This is a genomic window from Candidatus Nitrosopumilus salarius BD31 (assembly GCF_000242875.2).
In the GTDB taxonomy this organism is placed as follows: Archaea; Thermoproteota; Nitrososphaeria; order Nitrososphaerales; family Nitrosopumilaceae; genus Nitrosopumilus; species Nitrosopumilus salarius.
The window spans coordinates 100,623-127,168 of sequence record NZ_AEXL02000090.1 but is presented as its reverse complement, the minus strand read 5'-3'; the positions used below and the strand labels follow the sequence as shown (position 1 = coordinate 127,168).

Sequence of the window (26,546 nt, the reverse complement as noted above, 5' to 3'; positions counted from 1 at the left end):
TTTATTCCTTTGCTTGCCATATTACACGCTGTGGGAATGGAATTTCAATTCCAGCGCCATCTAAGGCATTTTTAGCAACCTTAAGTAATGTTGGACCTACTTGATCCCAGTCATCTCTAGGGTGCCATACCAAGATTTCTATATTTACACTAGAGTCAGCAAGAGCACTAATTCGAAATTCAGGTTTTGGTAAGGTTAAAACAAATGCCATAGATTTGCGAATTTGTTTTTCAATTACAGATATTGCGCCGTCAATATCTTCCTTATATGCAATTCCAACAATTGCCTCAGATCTTCTTACAGGAGTTGAAGAAAGTGACCGAATATTTGATGTAAAAAAAGATTCATTCGGAACACGAATAATGGTACCATCGAATCTTCTTACACGGACAGAAAAAGTGCTAATATCCAATAATGTTCCAGTAACATCAGACCCAGGAATTTCAATTTTATCACCTTGTTTTACAGGTTTTTCTATCATCAAGAAAATGCCTGAAATCAAATTTGAGACAACAGATTGGGTGGCAAAACCAATTATAACTCCAAATATCCCACCTGCAACAAGTAAGCCGGAAAAATCAACACCTGTGGTAGATGTAAAAACTAAAAATGATAAAATAATTATTCCAAAATAAATTAGCTTGCCGAAGTTTTTTGCAGTATCTTGTGGAAGTTTTGGTGCATAATATTTTGTAAATAAAAGTCGGATTGTCCTTGCAATAATAATTCCCACTCCCATTATAATCCCACCAATAAACAAAGAAAGAAGAGTCAGTCCGCCGGTGATTTCTATATCAGCTAAACTTTGTAGAAATTCAAATGCCATCAATCAACACCCATATCCATATGTTTTATGCTTTCACTTTGCTCATATGTTGGAGATTTAATCCAATCAGTCTGGATCATAATTGAATCAACATCAATAATTTCAAGAGTTAGTTTTTTCTTAAAAGTTGCAGTCAATGAATCAACTATTGCTTTAGAATTTTTATAATATATGGAGTTACCAGTAATCGGAAAAACAATTTTTGAAACTGTGACCCCTCTGGATAATTCGTTTTTAATATCTATTTTTAAAACTGCATTTTGAAAAGGTATAGAGTCGTCATATGATTCAACTATTTCAGAATTCATATATTTGCAAAGAGTACCAGACTCAGGAGTACCATATAAACAAAATCTAGAGTTCAAAGGATCACATGTGAACCAATCAAGAGAGTCTTTATGCCCATCATGGACTAAAAATATCCCAACTTCTATCGGACACCTAACAAAAACGGTGGCAGCTGAATCTTTAGATAGAAAGATAGGAGATTCAAAATCCAAATAAACATGATTAGTTCTGTGAGCAGGATAATTTAATGGTCTAATTGGACATAACTCGATAGTCAAATCAGAAGAGGTGATCGGAATTATTTTTTTGAGGATATTATCCTCAGCATCTTTTCGAATGTAAGAAAAAACATGTTCTCCTATTCTTTCAATTTTGATCTCAATGTCAGGTAGCGTGAATTCATGTTTTTCACTGATTTTATAAATCCCATAATCAGATAAGGTAGATTCTGAATTATCACTACTCATATACGAGCAATCATAGCAGTCTTGGATTTAATTCATCTCATTAAATGTACAGACCAAATCAGAGTTTTAATAAAAAGAAAAAAGGAGAGGCTACTCCAATTCTAGAAGAATGTTTGTGCTTCCAAAGGGTTCATTGATTCTAAAATAATATGTATTTGAAGAATCGTATTCAAACTTTGTTCCACCATATCCAATATTTGGACCAAAGAGAATGTTAAATTCTCTAGAATCACCTGGATTCAACACAATTTCCCCACTGGTAAAGTCCATTCCAGAATATTTGAATGCCTTTGATCCATCCCATACATCATAGCTGCATATAGAGGGGCTTGTGCAATGCATAGCAGTGATTTTTGAACTTGTGTTCTCAGCTAACATACGAATTGAGAGGATAGCTTGTCCTGAGGGGTTAATTACAAATTCGTTACCTTCAGAACCGACACCAAACCAATAGTATGTTATAGGACCAATTTCAAATTTCTGAGCATTGGTCTTATACTGGTATAAGGTAATTGCTTTTTTGAGAGGTTTTTCACAATCTAATCTTTTGTAACCCACTTTGATTTCAGAGCATTTTTCTAGTTCTGCCTCAAGTGTTGTCAATTCAGAATCAGGAGTTTGCAGGTCCTGGGAATTCATTTCAGATGAATCAGAATTAGCGACTGAAATTAATCCAATCTTAATCAGATGTTGTATTCCATTGACAAATTCACCATCAGTTATGGTTCCATCGGCCCACCAGCCTGCGTTGTTCTTTACCCAAGATGGAACTCCTTCATCACTCTGAGAGACAACGGATGTTTGAGGTACAATGATAATACCATCATTTATCAAAAATGCCACTCCAGATAGAAATTCAGATTCAGTAATAGTTCCATCGGCCCACCAGCCTGCGTTGTTCTTTACCCAAGATGGAACTTCCGCATAAGCATATGAAGCAGTCCAAGCAACCAGAAGTATCGTAGTTATTGCAGTTATTGTGGTTTTCATTGTTACGATTAATCAATGATGGTATTTAAGCTAGTGCCAAATTACATTCTAGTGGTAACTTTTAAAAAACAAATCAGAATAACAAGATCTAGTGGTAATGTGAAATTAAGTTGTTTCTCTTTATATGCAAATCAGAATGAACTTGAAAAGTGAATGAAACACAAGAATCCAAAAGCAAGGAGATTAGAAAAATTTCAGAAAGCGATGCTAAAGAATTTGTGTTGGAAAGATTTGAAGATGTAAAAAAAAGCAATAAGATAAAAGACTTGATTTCATTTCAGGCAATGAACAAATACATGATAATGGCACACAATCAAAACGAATTAAAGATTTTAGGTAACATTGTGGCAAGCAATAAAAAAGTGTCATTTTCAGAAATACTTGCAGAATATGAAGAACATTTAAAAATTTCACTCGATAGTGTCCCTACAATTAAAACACATAGTAATGTAATAATGCATATCTTTGGATTTTTTTCTAAAAATTTTAGCCAGTTAGAAAAAGAACAATTTTTTAATTTGTTAAATCAATTTCAAGATAAGAAGATCACTATTGGAAATATGTTATCGGAAATAAATCCAGTTATTTACAGATTCAACAACACATATCTTGCCAGTCAAACATATTTTTTATTATATTCAGATCCAGATATGGGCAACATATTCCAAATTTTAAGAAATAAAATTGATTAAATTCACTTAAAAATAATCAACAAGTGTTTTTTGTCGCATTAATTTCAAAATATTTCCATGAGAAAGCCATTCAAATTTACTTATGCTCGTTCGGTTTGATGCCAAAAGTATTGCATCATCAAAAATCGCAGTAATTTCAGGATTTTGATTCATTGCTTCACGAATACCTTCACGGATTTGCCATACACCAACAGGAATTACATATTCGGGTCTTATTTCACGCAAAACGACAACTCCAGCCTGAATTTTCATTTTATGTAGGTATTCCAAAACACCTAATTTTGCTGCAAAATAAGCTCCAGCGATGGCAGGTGGGTGATCAATTCCACGCGCATCTTCAAAATCAGAGCCAAAGATCAAAACATCATCTGAATGCCATACCTCAATCATCTCATATACCCATCGGTGAGGAAACAAAACAATTGTGAAGATATTACCTAAATGTTCATAAGAAAAAACTCTACAAGAATCAATCAAGCTGTAATCTAGAATCTCAGATACAAGAGATTTTGAAATTATATCGTCAGTTGCAGTAATACTCCATTTAGTTGGAACAAGTTTTCTTTTTTTCCCCAGCATGCCTATACTAAAACATTTTTGAATTTTTGAAATTTCAATTCCAGAATTGTATAAACTTAAAACAGCTTCTTCGGCTTTTAAGTCTCGATCATAGAATGTTTTTTCAATTGATTTGATAGAAGTGGTTCCAGAAAACTTTGCAGAGGCAATTTCTCCAACAGGGCCAAACGGAGCACTTTCACCATCAAGTGCGATATTAGATGACGTTGGTTTTGAAAATACCATATCAGTGTCAGTAGGTTTTGAGGACATTGTTAATTCTTGAAGATTTTCAATGTATCTTCCCTCAGTTTGATCAATTGAAATTTTTTGTATTCCGCGAACTAAGTTCAATCTAAAATTAACAATCTCTTCCAAAGATTTTCCTTTCCACTTTTCAGGAATATCAAGCAAGCTTGTATCGCCGTGGATTGGTGGAAGCATCGGACCGACAAAAACTTTGGGATAATTGTGAGAACCTACAAAAACTGATGGCGGGCTAGAACCACTAATAGAATCCGACGAAAACAGATTGCCATATTTTGAAAGAGTCTCATGCCAGTTAGATAAAATTGCACGTCGAATATTTTGAGACTCGGAAGGCAATGCAAATTGTGCCTAAAATGAGCCTATTAAGTTGCCTGATTACCAAAATTGACGATTTGTAAACGTATGGTGTTTAAGGGATAATATCAAACTTTGAATATGTCAGTTAAGAGGATTGTTTCATTTCTACCAAGCGCAACTGAACTACTTTATGAATTTGGAGTACAAGATATGCTTTATGGAGTTACACATGAATGCAAACATCCACCTGATGCGACATCAAAATTAAAAGTAATAAGATCGGCAATTAAATCAAATGAACTAACCAGCAAAGAGATCGATGCAATAACTTGTCAATTGCTTAAAGATGACAAAGACATTTTCATTTTAGACGAAAAGAATCTCAAAGATGCAAATCCGGATCTAATCATATCGCAAGAAACTTGCGAAGTTTGTGCTGCATACACCAACCATGTGAACAATGCAATTGAAATTCTTGAAAAAAGACCAACAGTAGTTTCAATGAATCCACATAATCTACATGAAATCATTGATTCAGTCAGAAAAGTGGGAAAGATATTAGAAAAAGAAAGTAAAGCAAAAGAAATTACAGATTCGCTTGAAAACAGAATACAAAACATACAAAAAAGATCTACAAATAAAAAACCAAAAGTTCTAGCAATTGAATGGATTGATCCATTTTTTACTGCGGGTCATTGGATTCCCGAAATGATAGAAATTGCAGGTGGGATCAACATGATCAGCAAAGTTGGGGAACATTCAAGAAGATTGAATTTTCAGGAAATCAAACAAGCAGAGCCAGACATAATTATCATGATGCCGTGTGGATTTGACACAAGTCGTGTAATTTTAGAATATAATATCACACTAAAAGAAAATCATGATTGGAACTCATTAAAAGCTGTTAAAAATAAACAGGTTTTTGCAGTTGATGCAAATTCGTTTTTCAGCAAACCAAGCATTAGAACAATAGATGGATTGGAGATATTAGCAAAAATAATTCAACCGAAGATATTCCAAGATCTAAAAATAGAAGAAAATACATATTCTCATATTTAATTAGATAGTGAAGATAGGCTCAAAATACTAGATTGTAATATTATAACACACACTATTTGTTAAGTGAGAAAATTTCAATTAAAATTTATGACAAGAGACTTTGCTGAAGATCCCAGTATTAACGGATTACTAAAAATGACAAACAATATTTTAATCAAATTAAAGAAAGAAATTCAGTGAAAAACAGACATCAGATAGGCGTACCCTTATACTGATAATCAATTACTTTGTGAAAAAGATTGTGAGAGGCAATTACAGTTATTGACGCAGCTGCAATACCTGTGAAATTCCTAAGAGTCATAATTGCACTAGGCTGGTTTGCTATTAAGGAGGTATTAAAAACAACATAAAAATTATCAAATAACCAAAACATCAATGTTACCCAAGATAGTACACCAGCTATCAGATAACCCAAACGAGCATTATTACGAATAAAGATAATCGCAGTAAAGATTGCAACATACCAAACAAAAGATCCAAACAACCACAAAGGTTGATAAATTTCTGGTCTATCATCTAACCAATAATAAGAAGTACCAATTATGGCCAATGTAAAAAGAGATATCTGGATAACTGTTTGATTAATTTTAAAGCCAGTTTTTTCTTCTTTAAATTCAGATTGCAGAGGGGGGGATGAATTCATTTCTTTAGTAGCGATATCAATAGATTCACGAACAGATTTTAATCTCAATGGAATAATTTTTGTGATCTCATTATTTGTTACAACTGTATCATGAACAAGACTATCAATCAGAGGTCTTGCAAGTGATGCCTTAACAGGAGTAATCAAATCAACCCAATACGAAGAAAGACGAGTAGTTAAAAATGGAATTTGTAAGACAAACAAATTTTTGTTCAAATATGCAGAATAAACACGCATTAACTCTTCATATGTCATTTTATCAGGGCCACCTATTTCGAAAATTTTTCCTAGTGTTTCGGGTTTTTTAAGACACTCAGATAAATAGTAAATAACATCATCAACTGCAATTGGTTGTGCAAGAGATTTTACCCAAGAGGGGCACACCATTATTCGTAAACGTTCTACAAGATAACGAAGCATTGCATAAGATCCTCCTTGAGCCCCAATGATCAGAGATGCACGTAATTCAGTAACTGGGATATTTCCAGAAGCAAGAATTGCTCCAACTTCTTTACGACTTTGCATATGGGGGGACAATTCTAAACTGTCATTAACCAAGCCTCCAAGATAGATTATTCTTTTTACACCAGATTTTGAGGCAGCTTTGAGAAAATTTTGAGCTTGTATCTTCTCTCGAGAAGCAAATTCTTTCCAGTCAGATTTACCCCCTTCCATAGAATGAAGTAAGTAATATGCAATTTCTATACCATTCATTGCATTGGTAAGTTGATTAATATCAAATACATCAGCTTGAACATATTTCACATTTTTTGTGTCAGATAGTTTTTTTCTACTCAAGCCTGTTATAGTATAACCGGATTTAGCAAGTGATGAAATTAACCTAGACCCAATAAAACCAGTGGACCCAGTTACCAAAATAGAGAAAGGAGAAGACTGAGTGAAAAGTTCACCGGAGATAATTTTTTCCACTACTATCTCAATACTCCCAACTGTTTATTTTTTTCATGTTTCGCACGAATTGCAAAAGTAATTGTCAATCCACCTAATACTAACCAAAGATATTCGCCGACAGTAAATGCATCGCTAAGGGAATTTTCAATTGATTGAGCAGTTAAAAAACATGTACCGAGTATCAGCAATGCAACACCTGCAAATAATAGGGTTTTATCAATTCAAAGAGCACTCCATGTCAAATTGATTTAAAAACGTTTCAGAATTTAGATTTTTTTTGTAGTCCATATAATAACTTAGAAAATAAATCATTTAAACTAGTGATAATTTTTTATTCTAGTGGTAATGAATAGAACACAAGCATCATTTCAAATTAAATGGTGAAAAAATTCAAATATTATTTATTAGCACTATAAACATATTTTATCACTAGTTATATACTAAAAAAATAACGAAATACATGGTGTACATTAGAGCCAAAAAAGTGAAATCTGATCAATATCTTTACTTAGTGAAAAGTGTATGGGATTCCAAAAAAAGCACTTCAAAACAAGAAATCGTGAAATATCTAGGCAAAGCATCAGAAGTTGTTAAAGAGGATATTCCACCTGATTTCAGAAACGATCCTAAAGTATTATCGATGCTAGCATCATACAATCCAAAAGACATCAAAAAAAGAGAAGACGCAACTAAAAAATCAAAACAACAACTATACAAGAAATTAACAGAGGGCAATATCGAATATTGTGTAAAAATTTATGAAGAATATATTAAAATTTTTAACGAGTCAGATTTCTTTGATAAAATTTTAAGGCCTGTAATGTATAAAATTGGAGATGATTGGGCCAGTAGTAAAATAAGCATTGCAACTGAACATGTAGCAAGCAATATTGCTCAAACATTAGTCAAAATAATAATGGATAGAGTCTCAGGTTCAGGAAAAAAGAAAAAGATCCTCATTTGTGTCCCATTAGGAGAAGAACATCATTTAGGCTGTGACGTATTAGAAACATATCTAACAATTAAAGGATTCAAAGTGTACAACATAGGTACATCGATTCCTACAGAATCCGTTCTGAATTTTATTCAAAATAATAAACCAGACATAATTCTGATTTCAATTACACTTGAAGATAATTTAGGAGCTGGTCAAAGATTAGTAAAAAAAATAAAAGAAAAATATAAAAATCCGATATTAATTGGAGGATACGCCATTCAGACAACCAAAATTCCAAAATTTGATGGAGAGATTATTCGTGATGGGACATTAGAAGAAATTCCAAAAATTATAAGAAAATATAATTAATAATTACATAAAGGATGTTATTCACATAGATTCATGCATTTGGACATAATCAAATAAATTTGATTTTGATATTGAGATGTTAGGATAGTTGTACTTCATTTGATCGTAAACTTTGACTAATGAAAATTTGACAGAATCAGTTTTTTCAGGATCTGTTTGAGGCAATAACCTAATAGTAGTTTTTTTAGCATTTGTAATAATTTGAATAAAAAACTCCTGATGTTTTTCGTCAATTACAATAGTTGGTAATATTGCAACATTGCCATCCTTTTCAACATAGATGGTTGGAATTTTAATTAGAGGTGATTTTTGGAAAACAGGACTGAACTTTTTTGAATAATCAAAAAGATCAATTTGTTGATCTAAAACAATATGGGGCATGCTAAATATGTTCATTAATTTTTTTATTTATACGATTGACAAAAATTGAACTAGTGCCAAGATTGCTAAATTAACATGAATTTTAGGTATAATTTACCACTAGTTAAAAAAATATCCTGACCTTAAATAATTTACAGCGCAGAATACAGTATGTTAACAAAATTAGTGCATCAAAAAAACTGTAAAAAAAATAGCTTGATCACAGATCCTTACACAGGTGAAATTGCATGTGGTAGCTGCGGTTCAGTTTTTTCTGAAAGAGTTATTGATTCAGGGGTAGAAAGATCAGGTTACTTTAGTGAAGAATATCAGAATAACAGTAGAAGTGGGCAAAAAATTTCTTTGAAGATGATAGACATGGGTCTGTCAACAATTATCGAATCAAAAGACAGAGATTCCACAGGTAAATCATTATCAGTAGAGAATCGTCGTATGTTTTACCGCTTAAGAATGTGGGATAGAAATAGTCGCTCATCTAATGCAGTAAAATCATTTCAAAAAGCATTTACATTATTAGACGGAATTTCATCAAAACTGGCATTACCAGAATCAGTTACTGAACACACTGCATATCTATTTAGAAAAATTGCTGCTAAAAAAATTCTCACAGGAAGATCCACATCAGGAATACTTTGTGCTACAATATACATTGCCTGCAGAAGTACCAACATCCCTAGAACACTACAAGATGTTGCAGATGCTGGCAACATCAAGAAGAGGGATTTACAAAGAACATACAGGTTTCTTGTAAAAGAATTACAAATTAATCCTGAATCATATGACCCAATTGAATTTGTGACAAGAATTGCTACAGCAGCGAATATCTCAGAAAAAACAGAACGACTCGCATTTAAAATACTCAGAATTTCAGCAAAAAAAAACATTTCAACAAGCAAAAATCCTATTGGCATGGCAGCTGCAGCCGTTAATTTAGCAGTTACGATAAATCATGAAAAAATATCTCAAGTAAAAATTTCTAAAGTATCAGGAATTAGCTCAGTTACCATCAGAGACAGAACTAAGGAGATCAAAGAAAGAATAGGAGGTGAAATTAATGGGTCGAACATGTAGGGGAATTTGCCAGATGCATAAAGCAGAGCCAGTTCCAAACAAAATTAGGTATGAAATTGGACAAAAAAGATGTACGTTTTGTGGGATATTTTTGTCATCAGAGGATACAAGATGTGTTTGTTGTAAAGCAGTATTAAGAACAAAGCCTCGAAGTAAGAAAAAAGATTGATTATTTTTTTGCAGCGCTTACCAGAGACACCACATCTCTATCTCTTAGCTGATAGTCAGTAGGCAATCTTAAACCATATCTCAAATCTTTTGCATAAAGCAATCCTTTTGTCAAATCAGTGTGAATTTCTTTTGCAAGATCATTTATTGTTGCACCATCTTTTAACAAAATCAAGTCAGGCAATATTCGCCCTTTTTTATCAGAGAGGTTTTTTTCATCTGCAACTGGATAAATTGAATTCATTTTCAGTAATTTAAAAACAGCCACATTTATTGCAAATTGAACTCCTGTTCTCATATATTCGCCCATTATACCTTTTTTGATAAAATCTAGTGCGTTAGTTTGTTTTTCATTCAATTCATCAGCTTTAAGAATTTCAAATTGTTCTGAGCCAGGAGAGTATTTTATCAATCCCTTTTGTTCTGCACGTCTAAGAACAAATTCACTATCGCCACTTACAGGGATTATAATTGAATCATTATATCTCTCTCGTAATCTATCGAAATTTCTGTCAGCACCTTCAACATCAACTTTGTTTGCAACAATTAATGTTGGTTTTGAAATCTTTCTAAGATATGTTGCAAATTTTTTACTATCAACCATATCAAAATCATCAAAATTTTTGTCTTCAAGCCCTGTAGCTAAAATTGTTTTTTTAACATGAGCTTTGTTCACACCAATTCCACGATAAAGATCAGTAATTGCATCAAAAATGTGAGAGCCAGATTTTATCAGTTTAGAAACTTTTTCTCGGTTACCTTCTAAAATTTTATGATACCACATGATCAATTCTTCCTCAATATCTGCAAAGTCGGATATTGGATCTCCAGTGCCAACCTCAGTGATTTTTCCAGTAGAATCAATCCCTCCAGATGCATCAACTACATGGAGTAGTGCATCAGATTGTGCAGCAATCGACAAGAATTGATTTCCAAGACCTTTTCCTTTCCAGGCATCTTTTATGAGTCCGGGCAAATCAATTAACTCAATTGGAATATAACGCCACCCATCAAGACATTTGGAATTATTGGGGTTGTCTTGAATTTTAAATTCAGGATGTACACAAAGAGTAATTGCATGTGCAACACCAGATACGGGTTTTTTAGTAGTGAAAGGATATGATGAAATTTCTTCAGAAGAAAGAGTCGCAGAATTAAAAAACGTCGTCTTGCCAGTATTGGTTTTTCCAATCAAACCAATTTTGATAGACATACAAAGATTGCCATCTCAGAATATTTATCTCTGTCTAGGATAAGGGGCCATTCTTTGTTTTAATTTTTTCAAGAGTTTGATTAATTTCTTTTAGAGACCAATCTATATCTGCCAAATCATCTTCAGTCAGAGTTTCTTTCCATTTTTCTAATACACTGTTTGCAATTTCAGCACAGTTGTAAATCAAATTCCAATAAGGATGATGTTCAGCTGTAGTGTATGCAAGTTCAGTTACATCATTTAGACCATTTTGTGCCTTGGCCAATGATGTAATTTTTTCACCAAATATTTTTACAATGTCATTTTCAAGATCTTTTTCAACTCTCAGAGGAGTATTAAGATGCTCATATTTTTTTAGGAATTCAAGCAAATCATGGTAAAAATTTTCGAAACTTGTCATTTTAACAATCTCTGGTGTTCAGCAAACATACATCGGTTGAAAACTATTTCAATTCCTTCTTTTCTTGCTAGATCTTCAGCTTCTGGGTTATGAATTCCTTCTTGTAACCAAATTACTTTGGGTTTTTTCTGGATGGCATCCAAAACAACAGGTAAGACATGCTCTGATGGCCTAAACACATTAACAATTTCAACATCCTCAGATATTTCTGAAACAGAATTATAGCATTTTTGGCCCAAAATTTTGTCACTGGTGGGGTTTACAGGAATTACATTATAGTCATGTTCTAAAAGATATTTTGGCACATAATGAGCAGCTTTCGTAAAGTTCTTAGACATTCCCACTACAGCCACATTAGTCATTGAGAGAATTCTACGGATTTCTTCATCAGTATGAGAGTCTTGCTCCACAGTAAACATTCAATCATGAAGAATATAATTTTTGAAACAATCTGAATAAACAAAGAATTTTTTAGTCATAGTAAGAATTGAAAATATGGATTCAGAACCAAAAGATTTGATAGTTCTAGGTGCAATTAAACATGGAATCAGAAAATTTGATAAAATTCAAAAAACCACACATATTGAATCTGAGGAATTGAATTCAATTTTAGAAAAGCTAGAAAAAAGAGGGTTTATCCAGGTGGAGAAAAAAAAGGGGTGGTTAGGAATGAAAATTGAAATCATCCCCACAGAGAAAGGGTCCAAAGAAGTAGATGAACGAGTTCATGAATTACAAGACAAGTGGAATCAAATGTCATTAATTTACAAAACAGGAGATAAGGAAAAATTGAAACAACAGATGGATGAGAACAAATCGTTGTTTCCAAATATGATGTTCTTTGGAGTGATGGATATGATGATGTTCTCCATGATGTTCAGCATGATGGGGATGGAAATGTCAGAATACATTCCAGCAGACAGTATGCCAGAAATGGATGAAGGGAGTATGGATGATCCAGGTATGGATGACGGTGGATTTGATATTGATATCGGATTCTAGTGTGCATTTTATACTTGAAATTCAAACCATACATAGTTGATTTACAATTCTTTTGACAATCCAGGATTAGTGAAAGTGCTTACATTTTTGCAAACTCACAATACCGAATATCTGTCAGGACAAGATTTGAGCGATGTTTTAAGAATTAGTAGAGTAGCAGTGTGGAAACACATCAAGAAAATTCAAGAGTTAGGATACGAAGTAGAATCAAAACAGAAATCAGGTTACAAACTTTTAGCAAATTCAGATTTACTTTTACCGTGGGAAATTACATCAAATCTAAAAACCAAAATAATTGGAAAACAAGCATATTATTTTGATTCTATAGATTCTACTCAAAATCAGGCGCTAAAAATGGCACACGATCCTGCAAATAACGGGGCAGTGATAGTGGCATCAAAACAAACAGGTGGGAGAGGAAGATCAGGAAGACAATGGATTTCACCAAAAGGGGGCATTTGGATTTCTATCATATTACAACCAAAGTTTGACATATCAATCACAACATTATTTCCAATTGCATCAGCGCTGGCATTATCAATTGCAATAGAAAAAACATTCTCGATTACTCCTGAATTAAAATGGCCAAATGATTTAACACTTAACGGAAAGAAAGTTGCAGGCATGTTAGTAGACGTTTCATTAGAATCAAATAAAATTGAGAGTTTAGTTTTAGGAGTCGGAATTAATTTCAACGTGAATACAAAAGAGATTGAAAAAAATCTCAAAGGTACACCAAATTTTTATGGAGTCACATCACTAAGCGAACAAAAGGTAGATGTAAAACCAATTCATTTAGTTCAAACATTTTTAGTGGAATTAGAAAAAATATACAAAGCACTCAATGCAAAACAAATAAAGAAAATTATTTCAGAATGGTCAAAGAGATCATCAACAATTGGAAAGAATGTAGAGTTAAACACAACAGATGAGAAAATTAAAGGAAAGGCAATTAGAATAGACGAAGATGGGGCATTGGTAATTTTAGATAAGGGTAAAACATGCAGAGTTATTGCAGGGGATGTTATTCATTTATCAAAATAAAATTATTTTTTAATATTTTTGTGATTTTTGTGATTTTTGTGATTTTTGTGATTTTTGTGATTTTTGTGATTTTTGTGATTTTTGTGATTTTTGTGATTTCGAGCTAATCATTAACGATTGTTCTTTCAAAATATCTTTTAGTTCATTTTGTATATCAAATACTGTTGATAATAATTCCTCCAAAGCTACTGAATATTGTTCATAGGCAGATAAGAGATCAGTTTTCTTATCATTGACTTTAGATAAATATTCGTTTAAACGCAATTGATTTGCAGAGTCAATTAATTCAGGAATTTCAGATGACGGGTTATCTAATTGATCTAATTCAAATTGAATGTCATGGATTTTTTTACGTAGACTGTAAATTATTTCCCCAACGCCAATTTTTGTCAACACAAAACCACATAATCATAAATAAATTAAAGATTTTCATAATAGGCACAGTCAATCTGGATAAAGTAAAAACAAAGCCAAATTGAGTATAAATTAGAAATAAACTATATCTAAAATCAAAGAAATGAGGAAAGATATCATGCCAAGATTTTATTTGTTGATATTAATTTTGTTAAATTTGTCCATTATTTCAACAGAAGTATTTGCACAAACGGAACAAGATGCAGAATTAATGTTTAATGAGGCTAAAGAGTATTTTGTAAAAGGAGATTACAAACAAGCAATCACAATATATGATAACATTTTAGAAATCATACCAAATAACATCTCAACTTTGAAAATGAAAGGAATTGCTCAAAGCAATCTAGATCAACACAATGAATCCCTTAAACAATTTTTCAAGGTTTTGCAATACAAACCAAACGATGTAATTTCATTAACTGGGATGGGCGTAGGATTTGGAAATCTTGGAGAGTATCAAGAATCCATATTATATTTTCAAAAAGCACTTGATGAAAAACCAAATAGCACAGTAATTAAAAATTATAATGACTTTATCAATAAAGTAATTACAAAATATCCATACACACCAACAGAAAAGCCAAAAGATTTAGAAAAAACATACATTACATCCATTCCAGAGTGGATAAAACCAATAGCAAAATGGTGGTCAGTTGGAAATATTGAAGATAGTGAATTTATTTCAGCGTTATTATATTTAATAGAAAATAAAATAATTCAAATTCCACCAGTAAAAACTCAGATGGAATCCAAAGAAAACATCCCAGAGTGGGTTAAAAATAATGCCGGTTGGTGGGCAGATGAGCAAATCGATGATGAAGCATTTGTTTCGGGTATTCAATACATGATAAAAAGCGGATTGATCATCATCAATGACAATAAAGAGCCTCAAAAATCACAGGAGGAGTTAGAGCACGAATTTTATTTGTTTGAGAAATATCTTAGAGACATATCAAATAATATTTCCAAAGAAAAACGATATATCGAATACCCCAATCCTAGCCAAGATGTTATTAAAAAATTCCTAAGAGATTATATTAAATGGAATTTTGAAGAAGAAGTCAAAAAAGCATCAGAAAAATTTCCAAATCCAACATACGAGATAATTAACGGGACATACATTGTTCACTACAAAGTATTCATTAATGATCAACCAACCGGACTTCCATTAGATCATGTCAGTACATTAAAAAATTCATTTGCATTTTGGGAAGGACAGGAACTTAGTACAGACAACCAAAAGATAAAAATGAAATTTGAAGTTACAAATCAAAAATATGAAGCAAATGTTTGGGTCACGTGGGTTGTTCGTGATATTGGAGAGGGGGTTTTAGGACATGCACATCTTGGAAAAGGAGTAGTAGAAGTAACATTGGGAGATTATAATTGCGATGGGAGTTTTCAACTGTATGATGTGCAAAGTGTTGAAACTATCATGACTCATGAGTTAGGTCATTCGATCGGTTTGAAGCATGTAGATGAACAAAATAATATTATGTATCCAGCATTCACTCCGTCGTATGCTTACTGTTTACTTAGCTAAATTCAAAATTGGAATCTCATTCTAAAAATTTAGAATAAGAGTTAGCTGAACCTACACACAATTAACCTGTTGAAATTAGGTAAAATGGTAATAAGGTAATTGTACGAATTTACTGCATTATGCTTAAAAATACAATGATTTCAGGTCCTAAATGTCCATCATGTGGAGACAAAAAAATGGTCACAGACCAAACTACAGGAGAGTTATTCTGTGGTAAATGCGGACTAGTAGTTACAGATAAAATTGCAGAAACAGGTGCAGAATGGCGTTCTTTTTCAAATGATGAAAGTAATAGAACTAGAGTAGGAGCAGGAACGTCACTAACAATGCACGACATGGGTTTATCAACCATAATTGGTGCAGCAAACAAAGATTCAACAGGTAAGCCACTGTCTGCAAGCGTGAGAAGCTCTATCGAAAGATTGAGAACTTGGGACAGCAGGACACAAGCACATTCTTCTGCGGATAGGAATCTAAGACAAGCATTAAATGAAATGGATAAATTAAAAGACAAACTTGCATTGACAGATTCAGTAGTTGAGAAAGCAGCTTACATTTACAGAAAAGCAATGGAGAAAAAATTGGTCAGAGGTAGATCAATTCAAGGATTAGTTGCTGCATGTCTTTACGCATCATGTAGAAACACGGAAACGCCTAGAACGTTAGATGATATTGCAAAGGGAATCAACATTAGAAGAAAGGATGTTGCAAGATGTTACAGATTAATCTTCAGAGAATTGGAGTTAAAAATGCCAGTAGTAGATCCGGTAAAAGGTGTGTCAAGAATAGCAAGTATTGCAGAGTTGAGTGAAAAAAGTAAGCGGAAGGCAATTGTAATCTTAAATCAAGCAAAAGAAATTGGGATGGTTGCAGGAAAAGATCCTATGGGCATAGCAGCTGCAGCACTATATCTTGCATGTATTAGTACGGGAGAAACAAAATCACAAAAAGACATCTCAATAGCATCAGGGGTTACAGAAGTAACCATTAGAAACAGATGTGCAGGATTAAGAAAGATGTTAAATGAATAAAATACAGCAGATAGAATGGTCTGACTGGTTAGACTTTAACCAAGATATGGTTTCAAAAGTTCCTGAAGCATCAGGAGTATTCATGATGCATGCAGCCATGAAAATATTGTATATCGGAGGGTCAGAAAATATGAAAAAAACAATTGAGGACATTTCTGAAAAATGTGTTTCTAATGCTACAAGATTCAGATACAGAAAGGAAAAAGATTTTGGAAGGATAAAAAACGAATTAATCGCAGAGTATAAGAAACGTCACGAGGGTAAAGCCCCAGAGTGTATGAATTAAAAGATTATTTTTTAGATCTTTGAAATTCAAATCTATCCCAAGGAAAAACAACATAACCTTGTTTGCTAGCAGTTTTTTTTGCGTAGATTAGTTGTTTTGGATATTTTTTTTCACGACGTACAAATAGCGTAACAAAAGTTAATTTTGAAGGATTGTCTACTTTAGGCAGAATTTTAGCAAAGGTGTCACCAGTATCAAAAATATCATCTACAAACAATGAATTTGATGAGATGGATTTTTTATCAACAAGGATTTTTTTAATCCCTAAATGATCTGCTAATAAACGTGAGGGAACCAAACCGCCTCTACTCAGAGTAGTAATACTAGAATAGGTTCGTGAAGAATTGGAGATTTTTTTGGCAAGTGCTTTTATCATTGATTCTATTTCAGACCAACTCACATTTTGTTCCAAAGCCATATAGTCACAACCAATAGTAGTAAGATTAAGTTGTTATGATTAGAAGGTCTTCATTGGAGATTTTTTTAGAGGGTCTATAATTTTAAGAACTTTAAAGGGTAATTTACCAAAGTTAATGTCTTTTTCACAAGAAAGTAGCAAGACATCATCATTTGTCAGAGGGAAACTCATTACAATTACCTTGTCTCTATAAGACATTGAAAAATGAACCTCACCGAATTCTTTATCAAATTCATGTCTCATCCTAACACGTAATGCAAGTTCCATGAACATCATTTCATCTTGTTTTTGATTTTCAAGTGAGAGTAACCCTTCCTTCATCCCCCCAGCTATTAAATGACCTCTGTTATTGATGAATCTAGCAGAGCGCATTTTTAGATCTAATTTCAAGAGTTTTTTACAGATTTTTTCGAGTGTTTCGGTATCATCCATGGGTCTAGTTTTACAAGCGAACTATTTATTGAGATCTCTGTTTATAGATAGCTGTGCAATCAGAACCATCAAAAAATACTACCGATTATTACAAGCATTTATCGCTTTTCTGGACAGATATCATTCATTTGATGTCAAGCAAGCCTCAAGCTCTCAGTTCAATTGGACCAATGCGAGCATTTGCATCTAATTCAAAGAAAATATCAACAGAATTAATTGAAATAAATGATGACCTCATGGAATTTAATCAGTATCTTACTGAATATTACAAACAACTTGCAGACACATGGGGCATTGCACAAAAGAAAACAAATCTAAAAGTTCCAGACATACCTCAAGATGTTGAGCAAATTGAGGCGTTCAAAAGAATATGGATAGATATTTTTGATAATGATTTTACAGAATTATTTGATTCGGAAAAATTTGGAGAAAATTATGGAAAATTAGTATCCAAGGAACTTGAATTAACTAAACATTGGAATAACATCACAAATGTAATTTTGCAATCAGTTAATCTTCCCAGTAAGGAAGAAATTGACGAAGTGTATAAAGAAATGCATTCTCTTAAAAAAAGAGTGTCAAAATTAGAATTAGAATTGAAAAAACAAGAGATGAAGAAAAATGCAAAGTGAATCACATATAGACCCAAAAATTGTAGAAGAGATTTTAAAATTCAGCAAAAATGTTATTAATGCACCAAAATTAGTTTCAGCTCCGGATGAAATTAGTTTAGAGGTCACACCACATGATATTGTACAACAGATAGATAAAACAAGATTATTGCACTACAGACCACTTACTGAGAAACAGCATAAGACACCATTGTTAATTTCATATGCACTGATTAACAGATATCACATACTAGACATTCAACCAGAAAAAAGTTGGGTGAGGAATTTGCTTTTACAAGGATTTGATGTGTATATGTTAGATTGGGGTACGCCCACCAGCATGGACAAATATCTTGATTTTGATGATTATGTTAATGGTTATTTGGATTCATCTGTAGAACATATCAAAAACGAGTCATCTTCTGAAAAAATTTCATTGCAAGGATATTGTACTGGAGGGACAATTGCTACTACTTATGCATCATTGCATCCAGAAAGTGTGAAAAACTACATAGCAACAGCACCAGTTATTGACGGATGGCGCGATACTACAGTGATAAGCAATCTTGCAAAGCATATGGATGTAGATAAAATGGTAGATACGATAGGAAACATGCCTCCAGAATTTATGTATTATTGCTTTTCAGTACTCAAACCATTTGAGCAAGGAATTGAAAAATATGTCAAATTTTTTAAAAATATAGACAATAAACAGTTCGTGGATAATTTTCTCAGAGTAGAAAAATGGCTAGGTGACACACCACCAATACCAGGAGAATTATTCAAACAGTGGATTAAAGATATCTATCAAGAAAATCTTCTTATTCAAAATAAAATGTATGTTGGAGGCGAACACATAGATTTGAAGAAAATCGATATGCCCATTTTCACACAGATTGCCGTGGGAGATCATTTAGTTTCACCAGAGTGCAGCATGCCATTACATTATGCAGTAGGAAGTGAAGATAAAACATTGAGGATGTATCCAACAGGCCATGTAGGAATGATTGCTAGTTCATTATCACAAAAGAAGGTTTTACCGGAGCTAGGACAATGGTTGGCTGAAAGGTCATAAAAAAATAAAAAAATAAAAAAATACCACTAGTTGTTCTTTGTGGTGAATGCTGAAATCCAAGATTGTAGAATGTTCTTATTTAGGTCAGCAAATGACTTTGCATTATCGTTGAATGTTTTAATGTTTTGTTGTGTTGCATCGATAGTTGCAAGTGCCACTTGATTTTGTATAGAAGCTGCCTTCATAAATTCTTCAGTTGTATCATGTATTACTTTTAGTGTTGCTTCAGGAATGTTTGATGCAATACCTGCTTTCTTTACATATTCTTTTTGTAGTGAGATACTTGAATCTACTACATTTTCATATGCTTGTAGGTATTCTTGTTGTACGTTAGTAATTGATTGATGATACTGTGGTACTGATTGTTTAATACCATTGAAGAGTTTGTCTACACTTTCTTGATATGCAGAAAATATATCTTTGGAATTTGTTTGTGTTGTTTCGTTTTTACTCATTGTTTCACCTCCTTATTTTTTGATTTTTTTGCTATTGGCAAAATAATGACTTGAACCAAATCACCGTCACCTAAACCAAGTGCATTACGTTCAGCTTCAGGAATAGAGATTCTTCCATTACTACTAATGGTAGTTTTGTAAGCACCCCAATTCATAAAGGAAGGAAGCATTTGGCCGATGTTGAACATGGTATCCATACTTTTGCTTTGAATTGAAGACATGTTTTCCATCATGTTGGATTGAGTTTGTCTAGCACTGTCAGAAACTCCTTTTAGGGTCTCTAAAGGATTGAAAGTTTGACCAGGTTGATTTGTCATCAACGCACCAAAATTTTTCATAAATTCTGCTTGAGCACGTCCACTTTTTTGGATCCAAGACTTGAACATCTCAGAAGGATCATAGAGGTTTTGATTACCATTCATTGGTAATGGTAGGAAACAACTGTTATTTAAGTAGATCTAAATCCCATTTAGAAACTCCAAAACCTTGGATGCAAAAACATTTGGATCCTGAACATATGGAGTATGTCCACATCCATCCATTCTAAAAAACCTGCAATCCTGAATTGAAGAAACAAAGTCATCGGCATAGTTTATTGGGATTACTGGATCATTTGCGCCCCAAATAATTAGAGTTGGGACAGATATTGAAGGAAGTTTGGATGTAATCAATTCAGAATTTTTTAGACCTAATACAGTGGACATGAATGCAAGCTTTGCATTAGGCAATCGCATACGTTCTACAAAACCACTAACAATTTCATCTTCTATATCTTCCCCAGATGCTTCCATCATTTCAAAGGCGTTTTTTGCACTTTGATCATTTGGATATAATGCAGCCATGATATACGCATCAAGTGCAGGGGTAGATTGTTTCATTGCTCCAGCAGGAGACACTAGGACAAGTTTTTCAATATTTTGAGAATGGGACGATGCATACTCTGCAGATAATTGACCACCTAATGAAGAACCAATAATATTAGGACAATCAATTTTAGATTCAACAAAAAACTTTTCCAGAAAATCTAAAAAGAATTCAGGAGTGTAATCAACAAGAGGTTTATCACTATATCCAAATCCTATCAGATCTGGAACTACAACACGAAATTGTTCTGCAAATATAGGAATAACTTGACTCCATCTTTCAGCTGAAGCACCTAGCCCATGAATTAGTACCAATGTTTTTTTAGAATTTCCGGACTCAAGATAGCGGATTTTATTGCCATCGATTTGAATAAATTTTTCTTCCACTATTTTAGCTTCAATTAGCTGACTAGATAAGTTTTAGTCAATTTGGCGATCAGTTCATTAGTTATATCTTACTTTTTAAACCAGTGATATGAAGTATGTTTTTTAATATGAGAAATATTCGAATAATGTGTTAAAAAAGAAAATTTCAAAAATTTTAGTTCCTTTAGACGGCTCAAAAAACTCATTTCGAGGTCTCGAGACAGCCATAATATTGGCAAGACATTGTGGTGCCATCATTACGGGAGTTTATGCAATTTACGCACCCCCACATTCAGAATTCAGAGGTGTGGGTTCGGTGGAAAAATCACTAAGTAAAGAAGTAAAAAAATTCATGGAACAGGCCAAGATACTAGCAGCTCAGAATGGAATTGTGTTTAAAGAAAAAATAATACGAGGAGAAATAGGGTATAATATTATCAAACTTGCACACGGTAAAGAAAATTTTGATATGATCGTCATAGGCTCACGTGGAAGAAGTTCAGCTAAGGAGATGTTCTTTGGAAGCGTATCAAATTATGTTATACACACATCGAAGATCCCAGTAGTTGTTGTAAAATAGATTTATGAAAATCCGTGCTTTTTAAAATATTTTTGATGATACTCTTCTGCTTTGTAGAATAATGGTGCTGGAACAATTTCAGTAACAATTGGACGGTCATATTTTCCCGACTGCTCAAGGAATTGTTTTGACTTTTCAGCAATTTCTTTTTGTTCTTCATTATGATAGAAAATTGCTGAGCGATATTGAATTCCAACGTCAGGACCTTGACGATTTAATGTTGTAGGATTATGATTATTCCAAAACACATCAAGAAGTTCTTGATAAGAGATTTCTTTTGGATCATATTCTACTTCCACTGCTTCAGCATGGCCTGTTTTATCAGTACACACTTCTTCGTAAGTGGGGTTTGGTAATTGTCCACCAATATATCCTACAGTAGTAGATTTCACACCTTTAGTTTTATCAAGTAAATCTTCAACGTGCCAAAAACATCCTGCGCCAAAAGTAGCTTTCATAAATAATATTGGAATGTATTAAATTAAAAGCATTCTAAATTAATCAATCAGGATAATATCTTCTTGAATAAGGTATTTTATTGAATTGATGAATTCTTGTTGTGAAATCAAATCAGCAGCCCACCAATGAGCCGTATTTCTAAACCAAGAAGGAATATCATCTATAGAAGAATGAGAATAGTTGAAATCAGAGATTACAATAATTTTATTTTGAAGCATAAAATCCAATCCAATCATAAACTCATTATCAGAAATTTCACCAGTAGCCCAATTTTGAGCATATGTCTTAATCCAATCAGGGATGTAAGTGGAGAATCCTAATATATTATAAATGGTTTCGTCTGGAAATTGAGAATCAAACCATGATTTGTAATCAGGTTCATTTTGATATCTGTCAATATAGTATTGAGGAGATTTGTCAAAGGAGGGAAAATTTTGAACATGTGTGGATGAATATCCCACAACTTCATCAATAGCATATGATGCAAATTGAGAATCAAACCATGATTTGTAATCAGGTTCATTTTGATATCTGTCAATATAGTATTGAGGAGATTTGTCAAAGGAGGGAAATCCCAAGATTCTCATTTTTGGATTTTCTGAAAATGCAACATTTGGATTTTCAGATGAGGATGAGACTGTATCAGCACTGTTGGAAACATAATTGCTTGAAGAAGAACGGCTTGAAGAAGAATCAGGTACATAATCAGATATTTTTTCATAATCGATATACTTTTCCAGGTTTCCACCATAGGAAATTTTTATTGTGTATCTGCCATCGTCATACCAAGTAGGTCCTCCCACATGAATGGTTTTTGAAAAAGTACCATCATTTTTTGGCATAATACTGTCAACATGAGCAAGTCCATTTCCACTGGGGGTTATAATTTGAAGAATTATTGAGAAACGAGTGGGATCATAATCCACATTTCCAGAAATCGTAAGAGAGTCATCAGTGTGATATAGTGTTTTATCAGTTGTAAAATCATTAACAGTTGCAAAAGCAAGAAAAGAACCTGAGGGGGCAAGCAGCAATAGTAAAAAAAATGCAAAAAATGACGACATAATCAAAGACCAGAATTGATCAGATATAATTAAAGAATTCGCAGTATTATTCAATAAAGTTTAATTCACATCAGTAAATATTTCTACAACCTTTTTGGCAAGATTTTCAATATTTGCAGTGGGTTCGGCAGAAATCAACAATAGAATTTGGGTTATTGGGAAAGGGAAACTTACTAAAACTGCTTTATCTCGTCTTGCAGCAAGATAGTTAATAGGTCCTAAACTTTCATCATATTCTTTTCTTATGGAGGCTTTAGATACAAACTCCAAAAAAGATTGCAGTCGAGTCTCATCACCTTCATGTGGAGTCAATCCTTCTTTGAAACCCCCAGCTACTAGTTGTCCGTCTTTATCAACAATTCCAGCAAAGCGGATCTCGGACTCTGTGAGTAATTGACGACATTTTTCATCATATAATTTCATTACATCAGACATGATATTCTATTTAAGATATCAAAAATAAAAACCTAGCCAATTTAAAGAAAAAAGAATACACATATCAAATTTTGAATTAAAATTCCAAATTGGTCACTATGTTTTAGAATTTTTCACATGAAATTAATAAGTCAAAACTTCAGAAGATGTCTTATTGAATAAAGTGATTTTTATGATTTTTGGACTAGTGATAATTGGAAGCTTTAACATTCAAAATATTTCAGCACATTCTCCAGATTTTGAAGTAAAAACATCCGAGGATGTTTTGAGGTTTTGCGAATTTTTTTATGATGAATATCAATTGTTGGGAGTGTATGCACTTGCTGATCTACATCAAAATTTTCCAAATCTAAGACTATGCACGATATTATACAACCACATAGCATGGAATAGTTCACATCCTGGAAGGAATTTAGTATTAATTGCAGAAATTGAAAAATTTTTAGTAGATTCATCATACATCAAAGAAAGGCATGTAGGATATTCGGATACAATACCAGACTGGATCAAAAGAGAATCCAGATTGTGGATTAATAACGAAAATCAAGATAAAGGATTTGCATTTTCAATTAGAACGTTATTAGAAGCAGGAGTAATAAAATTAGAACCATCAGAAAGAAAGTGCATAAATGAAAGATTATGTTTTCAAGAAGATGATTACATTAAATATTCACACTTTGATAAGTTTGGGAATGGAGATACTATCAAGCACACAGTCAAATCAATAAATGATGATGAGATCATCCTAAACATTGAAAAAATTTCCGATGAGGGAGCCATAAATGAAGAGATGATTTTAAGTAAAAATGGCACCAATAAATCAAATGAATGTTGTAACTATGAATTTTTAATACCGATGCCAATTGAAATAGGAACTAACATCTCAAAGAGTATGAAAATTGTAGCAACAACTACATACATTTTAGATAATCAAGTAAGAGAATCATGGTTAGCACGGGATTCAACAGGTCAAAATGTAAAAATAATAGACAAAAAAACAGGGCTAGTATTCTCATATGAATTTCACGAAACAGAAGTATTAAGAGTGGGTGAAAAAACAAATATCACAGATACCAATTTTTTTGATACAAAATATGACATGGCATTGCATCAAACAGTAATTCCAAAATGGTGGAAAACAACAACTGCTTGGTTATTAGATGAAAAAATTTCAGAATCAGAATATCTACGAGCAATTGAAAATTTAATTTCACGAAATATCATCAGAGTATAATTACAAATGACATTTTATTAAAGCATAATCAATGAGGTTTTCTTTAGATACTTTTTTCATTTTTAGAAGAGATTTAAAAAGAATTTTTTTCAACACAAGAAGAATAATTTTTTAAAATAGATCTTTTTAGAAAGGTACGATTTGCAAAATAATAATCTGCGAGAGGCTCATACACATTAGAGCCAATTAATTTTTCATCGGAAATGATAAAACCAAATGCAGATATCATATTTTTGACATAATCTATACTATAATGCTCTGATGACCAAGTAAATTTCAACAATCCAAATTTATCCAGAGATGAATTTCCTGTTGTTACAGGGATTGCCATTACAAGTAAACCGGATTTTGTTAAAATTCTTTTAGACTCAGAAAGAAAATCAGAAAGAGGTTTAAAATGCTGAGCAGATTCTAAAGCCAAAACACGATCAACGGAGTTATTAGCAAAAGGAAGTTTTGTAGAACTGGAATTAAGAAACTCTACACGTTCTTGTTGTCCAGAGAATGTCAATTGATTGAAATTAATATTAACATCATACAGATTTAAATTTGAATAGTTATCTCTCCAAAGTTTTGATGGAGCAGATAATCCACTACCTACATCCACTGCATTTTTTGCAGAAGATAATTCAGCTAAATTTGCAAAAACCATACAAAGATTGTTTTGGGCAGAAATAGGATCAATGTGATTTGGAGACCAATAACCAAAATTAAGCATAGAGCCACCAGTAGCTAATTGCATTAAAGGGGATAACGAATTGTAAAGATTCACAACATCTTTTTCGTTTCTGCGAAATGTCCATAAAAATAATTCAATAGGATTTATCGACGCCAAAAATAATTCTAATTATGTTTGAAAGGCAAGACTATTAATTTCTAAGGTAATCCTTCAGAGTCATCTACGCAATGTTTGTGCACCCAATTCTCATCTTTATTTTTTGCTATCTCTTTACCGGGTTGAATTTTATCACCACATGAGATACAAAATGTCGCAAATTTTGCTTTCATGAATTTTAATTATCAAACGTACATAAATCAACTATGTTATAACCAATGTCAACCACTGATCAACATGTTTTATTAATTTGAGATAAACAATATTGGTATGGACAACTCAGACGCTGAAAGACCATCAAAGATAATTCTTGCAAAATGGACTGACAGATTTATTGCATGGTTAATTGATTTTATTATCATTTCAAGCATAACAACAATGCTGATTTTTGCATTATTTGGGATATCATATTATGATATAGAAGAAGATATTTTTTGGGCAGAAAGTATCCATTATATCCCTACGAGCATCATCTTCTTTCTATACTGGATAATTTTAGAATACAAAACGGGTCAAACAATAGGTAAAAAAATTCTAAATTTAAAAATAACAGATACTGATGGATTAAATCCAAGTTTAAAAAGTATTATAATCAGCAGTTTTGGAAAATCATTTCTATTACCAATAGATGTCATATTAGGATGGATTTTAACTAATGATAGACGACAAAGAATTTTCAACAAATTGGGAGACACTATAATTGTTAAAATTGACGAATCAAAAAACACACAAGATATAAGATTCATAAAGGATTGAATTGGGTCAGATTTTCTTTAACAATTGCTTTAAGGAGTTAAGCGACAGATCTATTAGCAACTAAAGATCTTTTCAAAGCATGTCTGAAAACCTGAAAGAATG

General features: G+C 32.7%; 36 protein-coding genes. 15 read left to right on the top strand and 21 right to left on the bottom strand.

The genetic code is table 11. The annotated features are described in order from the left end of the window. Position 1: 1 nt before the first annotated feature. The 3 genes from BD31_RS05150 to BD31_RS05140 form a co-directional block, all read right to left on the bottom strand. Entirely contained in the window at positions 2-826 is an 825-nt protein-coding gene (locus BD31_RS05150; RefSeq protein WP_008299455.1) for a mechanosensitive ion channel family protein, read from the bottom strand. After that, entirely contained in the window at positions 826-1,581 is a 756-nt protein-coding gene (locus BD31_RS05145) for a DUF432 domain-containing protein (RefSeq protein ID WP_008299219.1), read from the bottom strand. Before BD31_RS05145 ends, BD31_RS05150 begins: the two co-directional genes overlap by 1 nt. A gap of 90 nt (positions 1,582-1,671) precedes the next feature. Next, positions 1,672-2,571 (bottom strand): hypothetical protein, encoded by a 900-nt coding sequence (locus BD31_RS05140; protein ID WP_008299277.1) that lies wholly within the window; start codon positions 2,569-2,571, stop codon positions 1,672-1,674. A 149-nt stretch (positions 2,572-2,720) separates the two neighbouring features. Here BD31_RS05140 and BD31_RS05135 point away from each other — a divergent pair, with 149 nt between their 5' ends. Next, positions 2,721-3,263: a DUF1722 domain-containing protein gene (locus tag BD31_RS05135; RefSeq protein ID WP_008299495.1), complete on the top strand. Its 543-nt coding sequence runs from the start codon at positions 2,721-2,723 to the stop codon at positions 3,261-3,263. 6 nt (positions 3,264-3,269) lie between these two features. Here BD31_RS05135 and BD31_RS05130 read toward each other — a convergent pair whose 3' ends face one another. Continuing rightward, entirely contained in the window at positions 3,270-4,427 is a 1,158-nt protein-coding gene (locus tag BD31_RS05130) for an Nre family DNA repair protein (protein ID WP_008299348.1), read from the bottom strand. Between the two features lie 99 nt (positions 4,428-4,526). On the opposite strand from BD31_RS05130, the gene BD31_RS05125 reads away from it, so the two are divergent. Further along, positions 4,527-5,447, top strand: coding sequence for a cobalamin-binding protein (locus BD31_RS05125; protein WP_008299501.1), 921 nt, complete (start codon positions 4,527-4,529; stop codon positions 5,445-5,447). Between the two features lie 190 nt (positions 5,448-5,637). Here BD31_RS05125 and BD31_RS05120 read toward each other — a convergent pair whose 3' ends face one another. Both BD31_RS05120 and BD31_RS10065 read right to left on the bottom strand, forming a co-directional pair. Then, positions 5,638-7,020 (bottom strand): NAD-dependent epimerase/dehydratase family protein, encoded by a 1,383-nt coding sequence (locus tag BD31_RS05120; protein ID WP_008299497.1) that lies wholly within the window; start codon positions 7,018-7,020, stop codon positions 5,638-5,640. Between the two features lie 2 nt (positions 7,021-7,022). Then, positions 7,023-7,190 (bottom strand): hypothetical protein, encoded by a 168-nt coding sequence (locus tag BD31_RS10065; protein WP_008299457.1) that lies wholly within the window; start codon positions 7,188-7,190, stop codon positions 7,023-7,025. A gap of 272 nt (positions 7,191-7,462) precedes the next feature. Here BD31_RS10065 and BD31_RS05115 point away from each other — a divergent pair, with 272 nt between their 5' ends. After that, positions 7,463-8,308 carry a cobalamin B12-binding domain-containing protein gene (locus BD31_RS05115; protein WP_008299203.1) on the top strand — a complete coding sequence of 282 codons (846 nt, stop codon included), beginning with the start codon at positions 7,463-7,465 and terminating at the stop codon, positions 8,306-8,308. A gap of 21 nt (positions 8,309-8,329) precedes the next feature. Here the strand turns inward: BD31_RS05115 and BD31_RS05110 are convergent, their stop codons facing one another. After that, positions 8,330-8,689 (bottom strand): hypothetical protein, encoded by a 360-nt coding sequence (locus BD31_RS05110; protein ID WP_008299405.1) that lies wholly within the window; start codon positions 8,687-8,689, stop codon positions 8,330-8,332. A gap of 150 nt (positions 8,690-8,839) precedes the next feature. Here BD31_RS05110 and BD31_RS05105 point away from each other — a divergent pair, with 150 nt between their 5' ends. Together BD31_RS05105 and BD31_RS05100 are read left to right on the top strand one after the other, a co-directional pair. Further along, positions 8,840-9,760, top strand: coding sequence for a transcription initiation factor IIB (locus BD31_RS05105; RefSeq protein ID WP_008299220.1), 921 nt, complete (start codon positions 8,840-8,842; stop codon positions 9,758-9,760). After that, on the top strand, positions 9,744-9,929 hold the full coding sequence (locus BD31_RS05100; RefSeq protein WP_048097458.1) for a hypothetical protein: 186 nt from the start codon (positions 9,744-9,746) through the stop codon (positions 9,927-9,929). Before BD31_RS05105 ends, BD31_RS05100 begins: the two co-directional genes overlap by 17 nt. Here the strand turns inward: BD31_RS05100 and BD31_RS05095 are convergent, their stop codons facing one another. Genes BD31_RS05095 through BD31_RS05085 form a run of 3 tightly spaced genes read right to left on the bottom strand, consistent with a single transcriptional unit; the run spans position 9,930 to position 11,960 of the window. Then, positions 9,930-11,141, bottom strand: a complete 1,212-nt coding sequence (locus BD31_RS05095; RefSeq protein WP_008299409.1) for a redox-regulated ATPase YchF — start codon at positions 11,139-11,141, stop codon at positions 9,930-9,932. A 34-nt stretch (positions 11,142-11,175) separates the two neighbouring features. Further along, positions 11,176-11,541 carry a hypothetical protein gene (locus tag BD31_RS05090; protein WP_008299189.1) on the bottom strand — a complete coding sequence of 122 codons (366 nt, stop codon included), beginning with the start codon at positions 11,539-11,541 and terminating at the stop codon, positions 11,176-11,178. Beyond that, positions 11,538-11,960 carry a CoA-binding protein gene (locus BD31_RS05085; RefSeq protein ID WP_008299253.1) on the bottom strand — a complete coding sequence of 141 codons (423 nt, stop codon included), beginning with the start codon at positions 11,958-11,960 and terminating at the stop codon, positions 11,538-11,540. The genes BD31_RS05090 and BD31_RS05085 overlap by 4 nt, the downstream gene beginning before the upstream one ends. Positions 11,961-12,036: 76 nt before the next feature. Between BD31_RS05085 and BD31_RS05080 the strand changes: the two genes are divergently transcribed. Both BD31_RS05080 and BD31_RS05075 read left to right on the top strand, forming a co-directional pair. Continuing rightward, positions 12,037-12,543, top strand: a complete 507-nt coding sequence (locus BD31_RS05080; RefSeq protein WP_008299425.1) for a hypothetical protein — start codon at positions 12,037-12,039, stop codon at positions 12,541-12,543. 36 nt (positions 12,544-12,579) lie between these two features. Continuing rightward, complete coding sequence (locus tag BD31_RS05075; RefSeq protein ID WP_008299266.1) at positions 12,580-13,587, top strand: biotin--[acetyl-CoA-carboxylase] ligase; 1,008 nt, start codon at positions 12,580-12,582, stop codon at positions 13,585-13,587. 9 nt (positions 13,588-13,596) lie between these two features. Here BD31_RS05075 and BD31_RS05070 read toward each other — a convergent pair whose 3' ends face one another. After that, positions 13,597-13,983, bottom strand: coding sequence for a hypothetical protein (locus BD31_RS05070; protein ID WP_008299488.1), 387 nt, complete (start codon positions 13,981-13,983; stop codon positions 13,597-13,599). Positions 13,984-14,158: 175 nt separating this feature from the next. Between BD31_RS05070 and BD31_RS05065 the strand changes: the two genes are divergently transcribed. The 3 genes from BD31_RS05065 (at position 14,159) to BD31_RS05055 (ending at position 16,861) form a co-directional block, all read left to right on the top strand. Continuing rightward, positions 14,159-15,544, top strand: coding sequence for a M57 family metalloprotease (locus tag BD31_RS05065; RefSeq protein ID WP_238536075.1), 1,386 nt, complete (start codon positions 14,159-14,161; stop codon positions 15,542-15,544). Positions 15,545-15,663: 119 nt separating this feature from the next. Continuing rightward, positions 15,664-16,575 (top strand): transcription initiation factor IIB, encoded by a 912-nt coding sequence (locus BD31_RS05060; RefSeq protein ID WP_008299148.1) that lies wholly within the window; start codon positions 15,664-15,666, stop codon positions 16,573-16,575. Continuing rightward, positions 16,568-16,861, top strand: a complete 294-nt coding sequence (locus tag BD31_RS05055) for a hypothetical protein (RefSeq protein WP_008299312.1) — start codon at positions 16,568-16,570, stop codon at positions 16,859-16,861. The genes BD31_RS05060 and BD31_RS05055 overlap by 8 nt, the downstream gene beginning before the upstream one ends. A 4-nt stretch (positions 16,862-16,865) precedes the next feature. Here BD31_RS05055 and BD31_RS05050 read toward each other — a convergent pair whose 3' ends face one another. Together BD31_RS05050 and BD31_RS05045 are read right to left on the bottom strand one after the other, a co-directional pair. After that, the gene (locus tag BD31_RS05050) at positions 16,866-17,279 is read right to left on the bottom strand and encodes a phosphoribosyltransferase (RefSeq protein ID WP_008299155.1); all 414 of its coding nucleotides are present in this window, start codon (positions 17,277-17,279) and stop codon (positions 16,866-16,868) included. A gap of 39 nt (positions 17,280-17,318) precedes the next feature. Next, a complete protein-coding gene (locus BD31_RS05045; protein WP_008299390.1) occupies positions 17,319-17,711 on the bottom strand; it encodes a DUF6659 family protein in 393 nt (130 codons plus the stop codon). A gap of 53 nt (positions 17,712-17,764) precedes the next feature. Between BD31_RS05045 and BD31_RS05040 the strand changes: the two genes are divergently transcribed. Both BD31_RS05040 and phaC read left to right on the top strand, forming a co-directional pair. Then, positions 17,765-18,343 carry a poly(R)-hydroxyalkanoic acid synthase subunit PhaE gene (locus BD31_RS05040; protein ID WP_008299363.1) on the top strand — a complete coding sequence of 193 codons (579 nt, stop codon included), beginning with the start codon at positions 17,765-17,767 and terminating at the stop codon, positions 18,341-18,343. Then, a complete protein-coding gene (gene phaC / locus BD31_RS05035; protein ID WP_008299204.1) occupies positions 18,333-19,397 on the top strand; it encodes a class III poly(R)-hydroxyalkanoic acid synthase subunit PhaC in 1,065 nt (354 codons plus the stop codon). The genes BD31_RS05040 and phaC overlap by 11 nt, the downstream gene beginning before the upstream one ends. Positions 19,398-19,423: 26 nt before the next feature. Here the strand turns inward: phaC and BD31_RS05030 are convergent, their stop codons facing one another. Genes BD31_RS05030 through BD31_RS05020 form a run of 3 tightly spaced genes read right to left on the bottom strand, consistent with a single transcriptional unit; the run spans position 19,424 to position 21,102 of the window. Next, positions 19,424-19,852, bottom strand: coding sequence for a hypothetical protein (locus BD31_RS05030; RefSeq protein WP_008299358.1), 429 nt, complete (start codon positions 19,850-19,852; stop codon positions 19,424-19,426). Next, positions 19,849-20,274, bottom strand: coding sequence for an AbrB/MazE/SpoVT family DNA-binding domain-containing protein (locus BD31_RS05025; protein ID WP_008299329.1), 426 nt, complete (start codon positions 20,272-20,274; stop codon positions 19,849-19,851). The genes BD31_RS05030 and BD31_RS05025 overlap by 4 nt, the downstream gene beginning before the upstream one ends. Positions 20,275-20,310: 36 nt before the next feature. Beyond that, the gene (locus BD31_RS05020; protein WP_008299261.1) at positions 20,311-21,102 is read right to left on the bottom strand and encodes an alpha/beta fold hydrolase; all 792 of its coding nucleotides are present in this window, start codon (positions 21,100-21,102) and stop codon (positions 20,311-20,313) included. A gap of 127 nt (positions 21,103-21,229) precedes the next feature. On the opposite strand from BD31_RS05020, the gene BD31_RS05015 reads away from it, so the two are divergent. Beyond that, positions 21,230-21,661: a universal stress protein gene (locus BD31_RS05015; RefSeq protein WP_008299464.1), complete on the top strand. Its 432-nt coding sequence runs from the start codon at positions 21,230-21,232 to the stop codon at positions 21,659-21,661. A 2-nt stretch (positions 21,662-21,663) separates the two neighbouring features. Here the strand turns inward: BD31_RS05015 and msrA are convergent, their stop codons facing one another. From msrA to BD31_RS05000, 3 genes are read right to left on the bottom strand one after another with little or no spacing between them, the layout of a single operon-like run. Continuing rightward, a complete protein-coding gene (gene msrA, locus BD31_RS05010) occupies positions 21,664-22,119 on the bottom strand; it encodes a peptide-methionine (S)-S-oxide reductase MsrA (protein WP_008299145.1) in 456 nt (151 codons plus the stop codon). 39 nt (positions 22,120-22,158) lie between these two features. Next, positions 22,159-23,184: a hypothetical protein gene (locus BD31_RS05005; RefSeq protein WP_008299375.1), complete on the bottom strand. Its 1,026-nt coding sequence runs from the start codon at positions 23,182-23,184 to the stop codon at positions 22,159-22,161. Positions 23,185-23,244: 60 nt separating this feature from the next. Beyond that, positions 23,245-23,619, bottom strand: a complete 375-nt coding sequence (locus BD31_RS05000) for a DUF6659 family protein (RefSeq protein ID WP_008299310.1) — start codon at positions 23,617-23,619, stop codon at positions 23,245-23,247. Positions 23,620-23,791: 172 nt separating this feature from the next. Between BD31_RS05000 and BD31_RS04995 the strand changes: the two genes are divergently transcribed. Then, positions 23,792-24,853, top strand: a complete 1,062-nt coding sequence (locus BD31_RS04995; RefSeq protein WP_238536073.1) for a hypothetical protein — start codon at positions 23,792-23,794, stop codon at positions 24,851-24,853. Between the two features lie 73 nt (positions 24,854-24,926). Here BD31_RS04995 and BD31_RS04990 read toward each other — a convergent pair whose 3' ends face one another. Together BD31_RS04990 and BD31_RS11025 are read right to left on the bottom strand one after the other, a co-directional pair. Next, complete coding sequence (locus tag BD31_RS04990) at positions 24,927-25,595, bottom strand: class I SAM-dependent methyltransferase (RefSeq protein WP_306459943.1); 669 nt, start codon at positions 25,593-25,595, stop codon at positions 24,927-24,929. Between the two features lie 134 nt (positions 25,596-25,729). After that, the gene (locus tag BD31_RS11025; RefSeq protein ID WP_008299397.1) at positions 25,730-25,861 is read right to left on the bottom strand and encodes a hypothetical protein; all 132 of its coding nucleotides are present in this window, start codon (positions 25,859-25,861) and stop codon (positions 25,730-25,732) included. Between the two features lie 97 nt (positions 25,862-25,958). Between BD31_RS11025 and BD31_RS04985 the strand changes: the two genes are divergently transcribed. Next, positions 25,959-26,444 carry an RDD family protein gene (locus tag BD31_RS04985; RefSeq protein ID WP_008299207.1) on the top strand — a complete coding sequence of 162 codons (486 nt, stop codon included), beginning with the start codon at positions 25,959-25,961 and terminating at the stop codon, positions 26,442-26,444. The last annotated feature ends 102 nt before the right edge of the window (positions 26,445-26,546 follow it).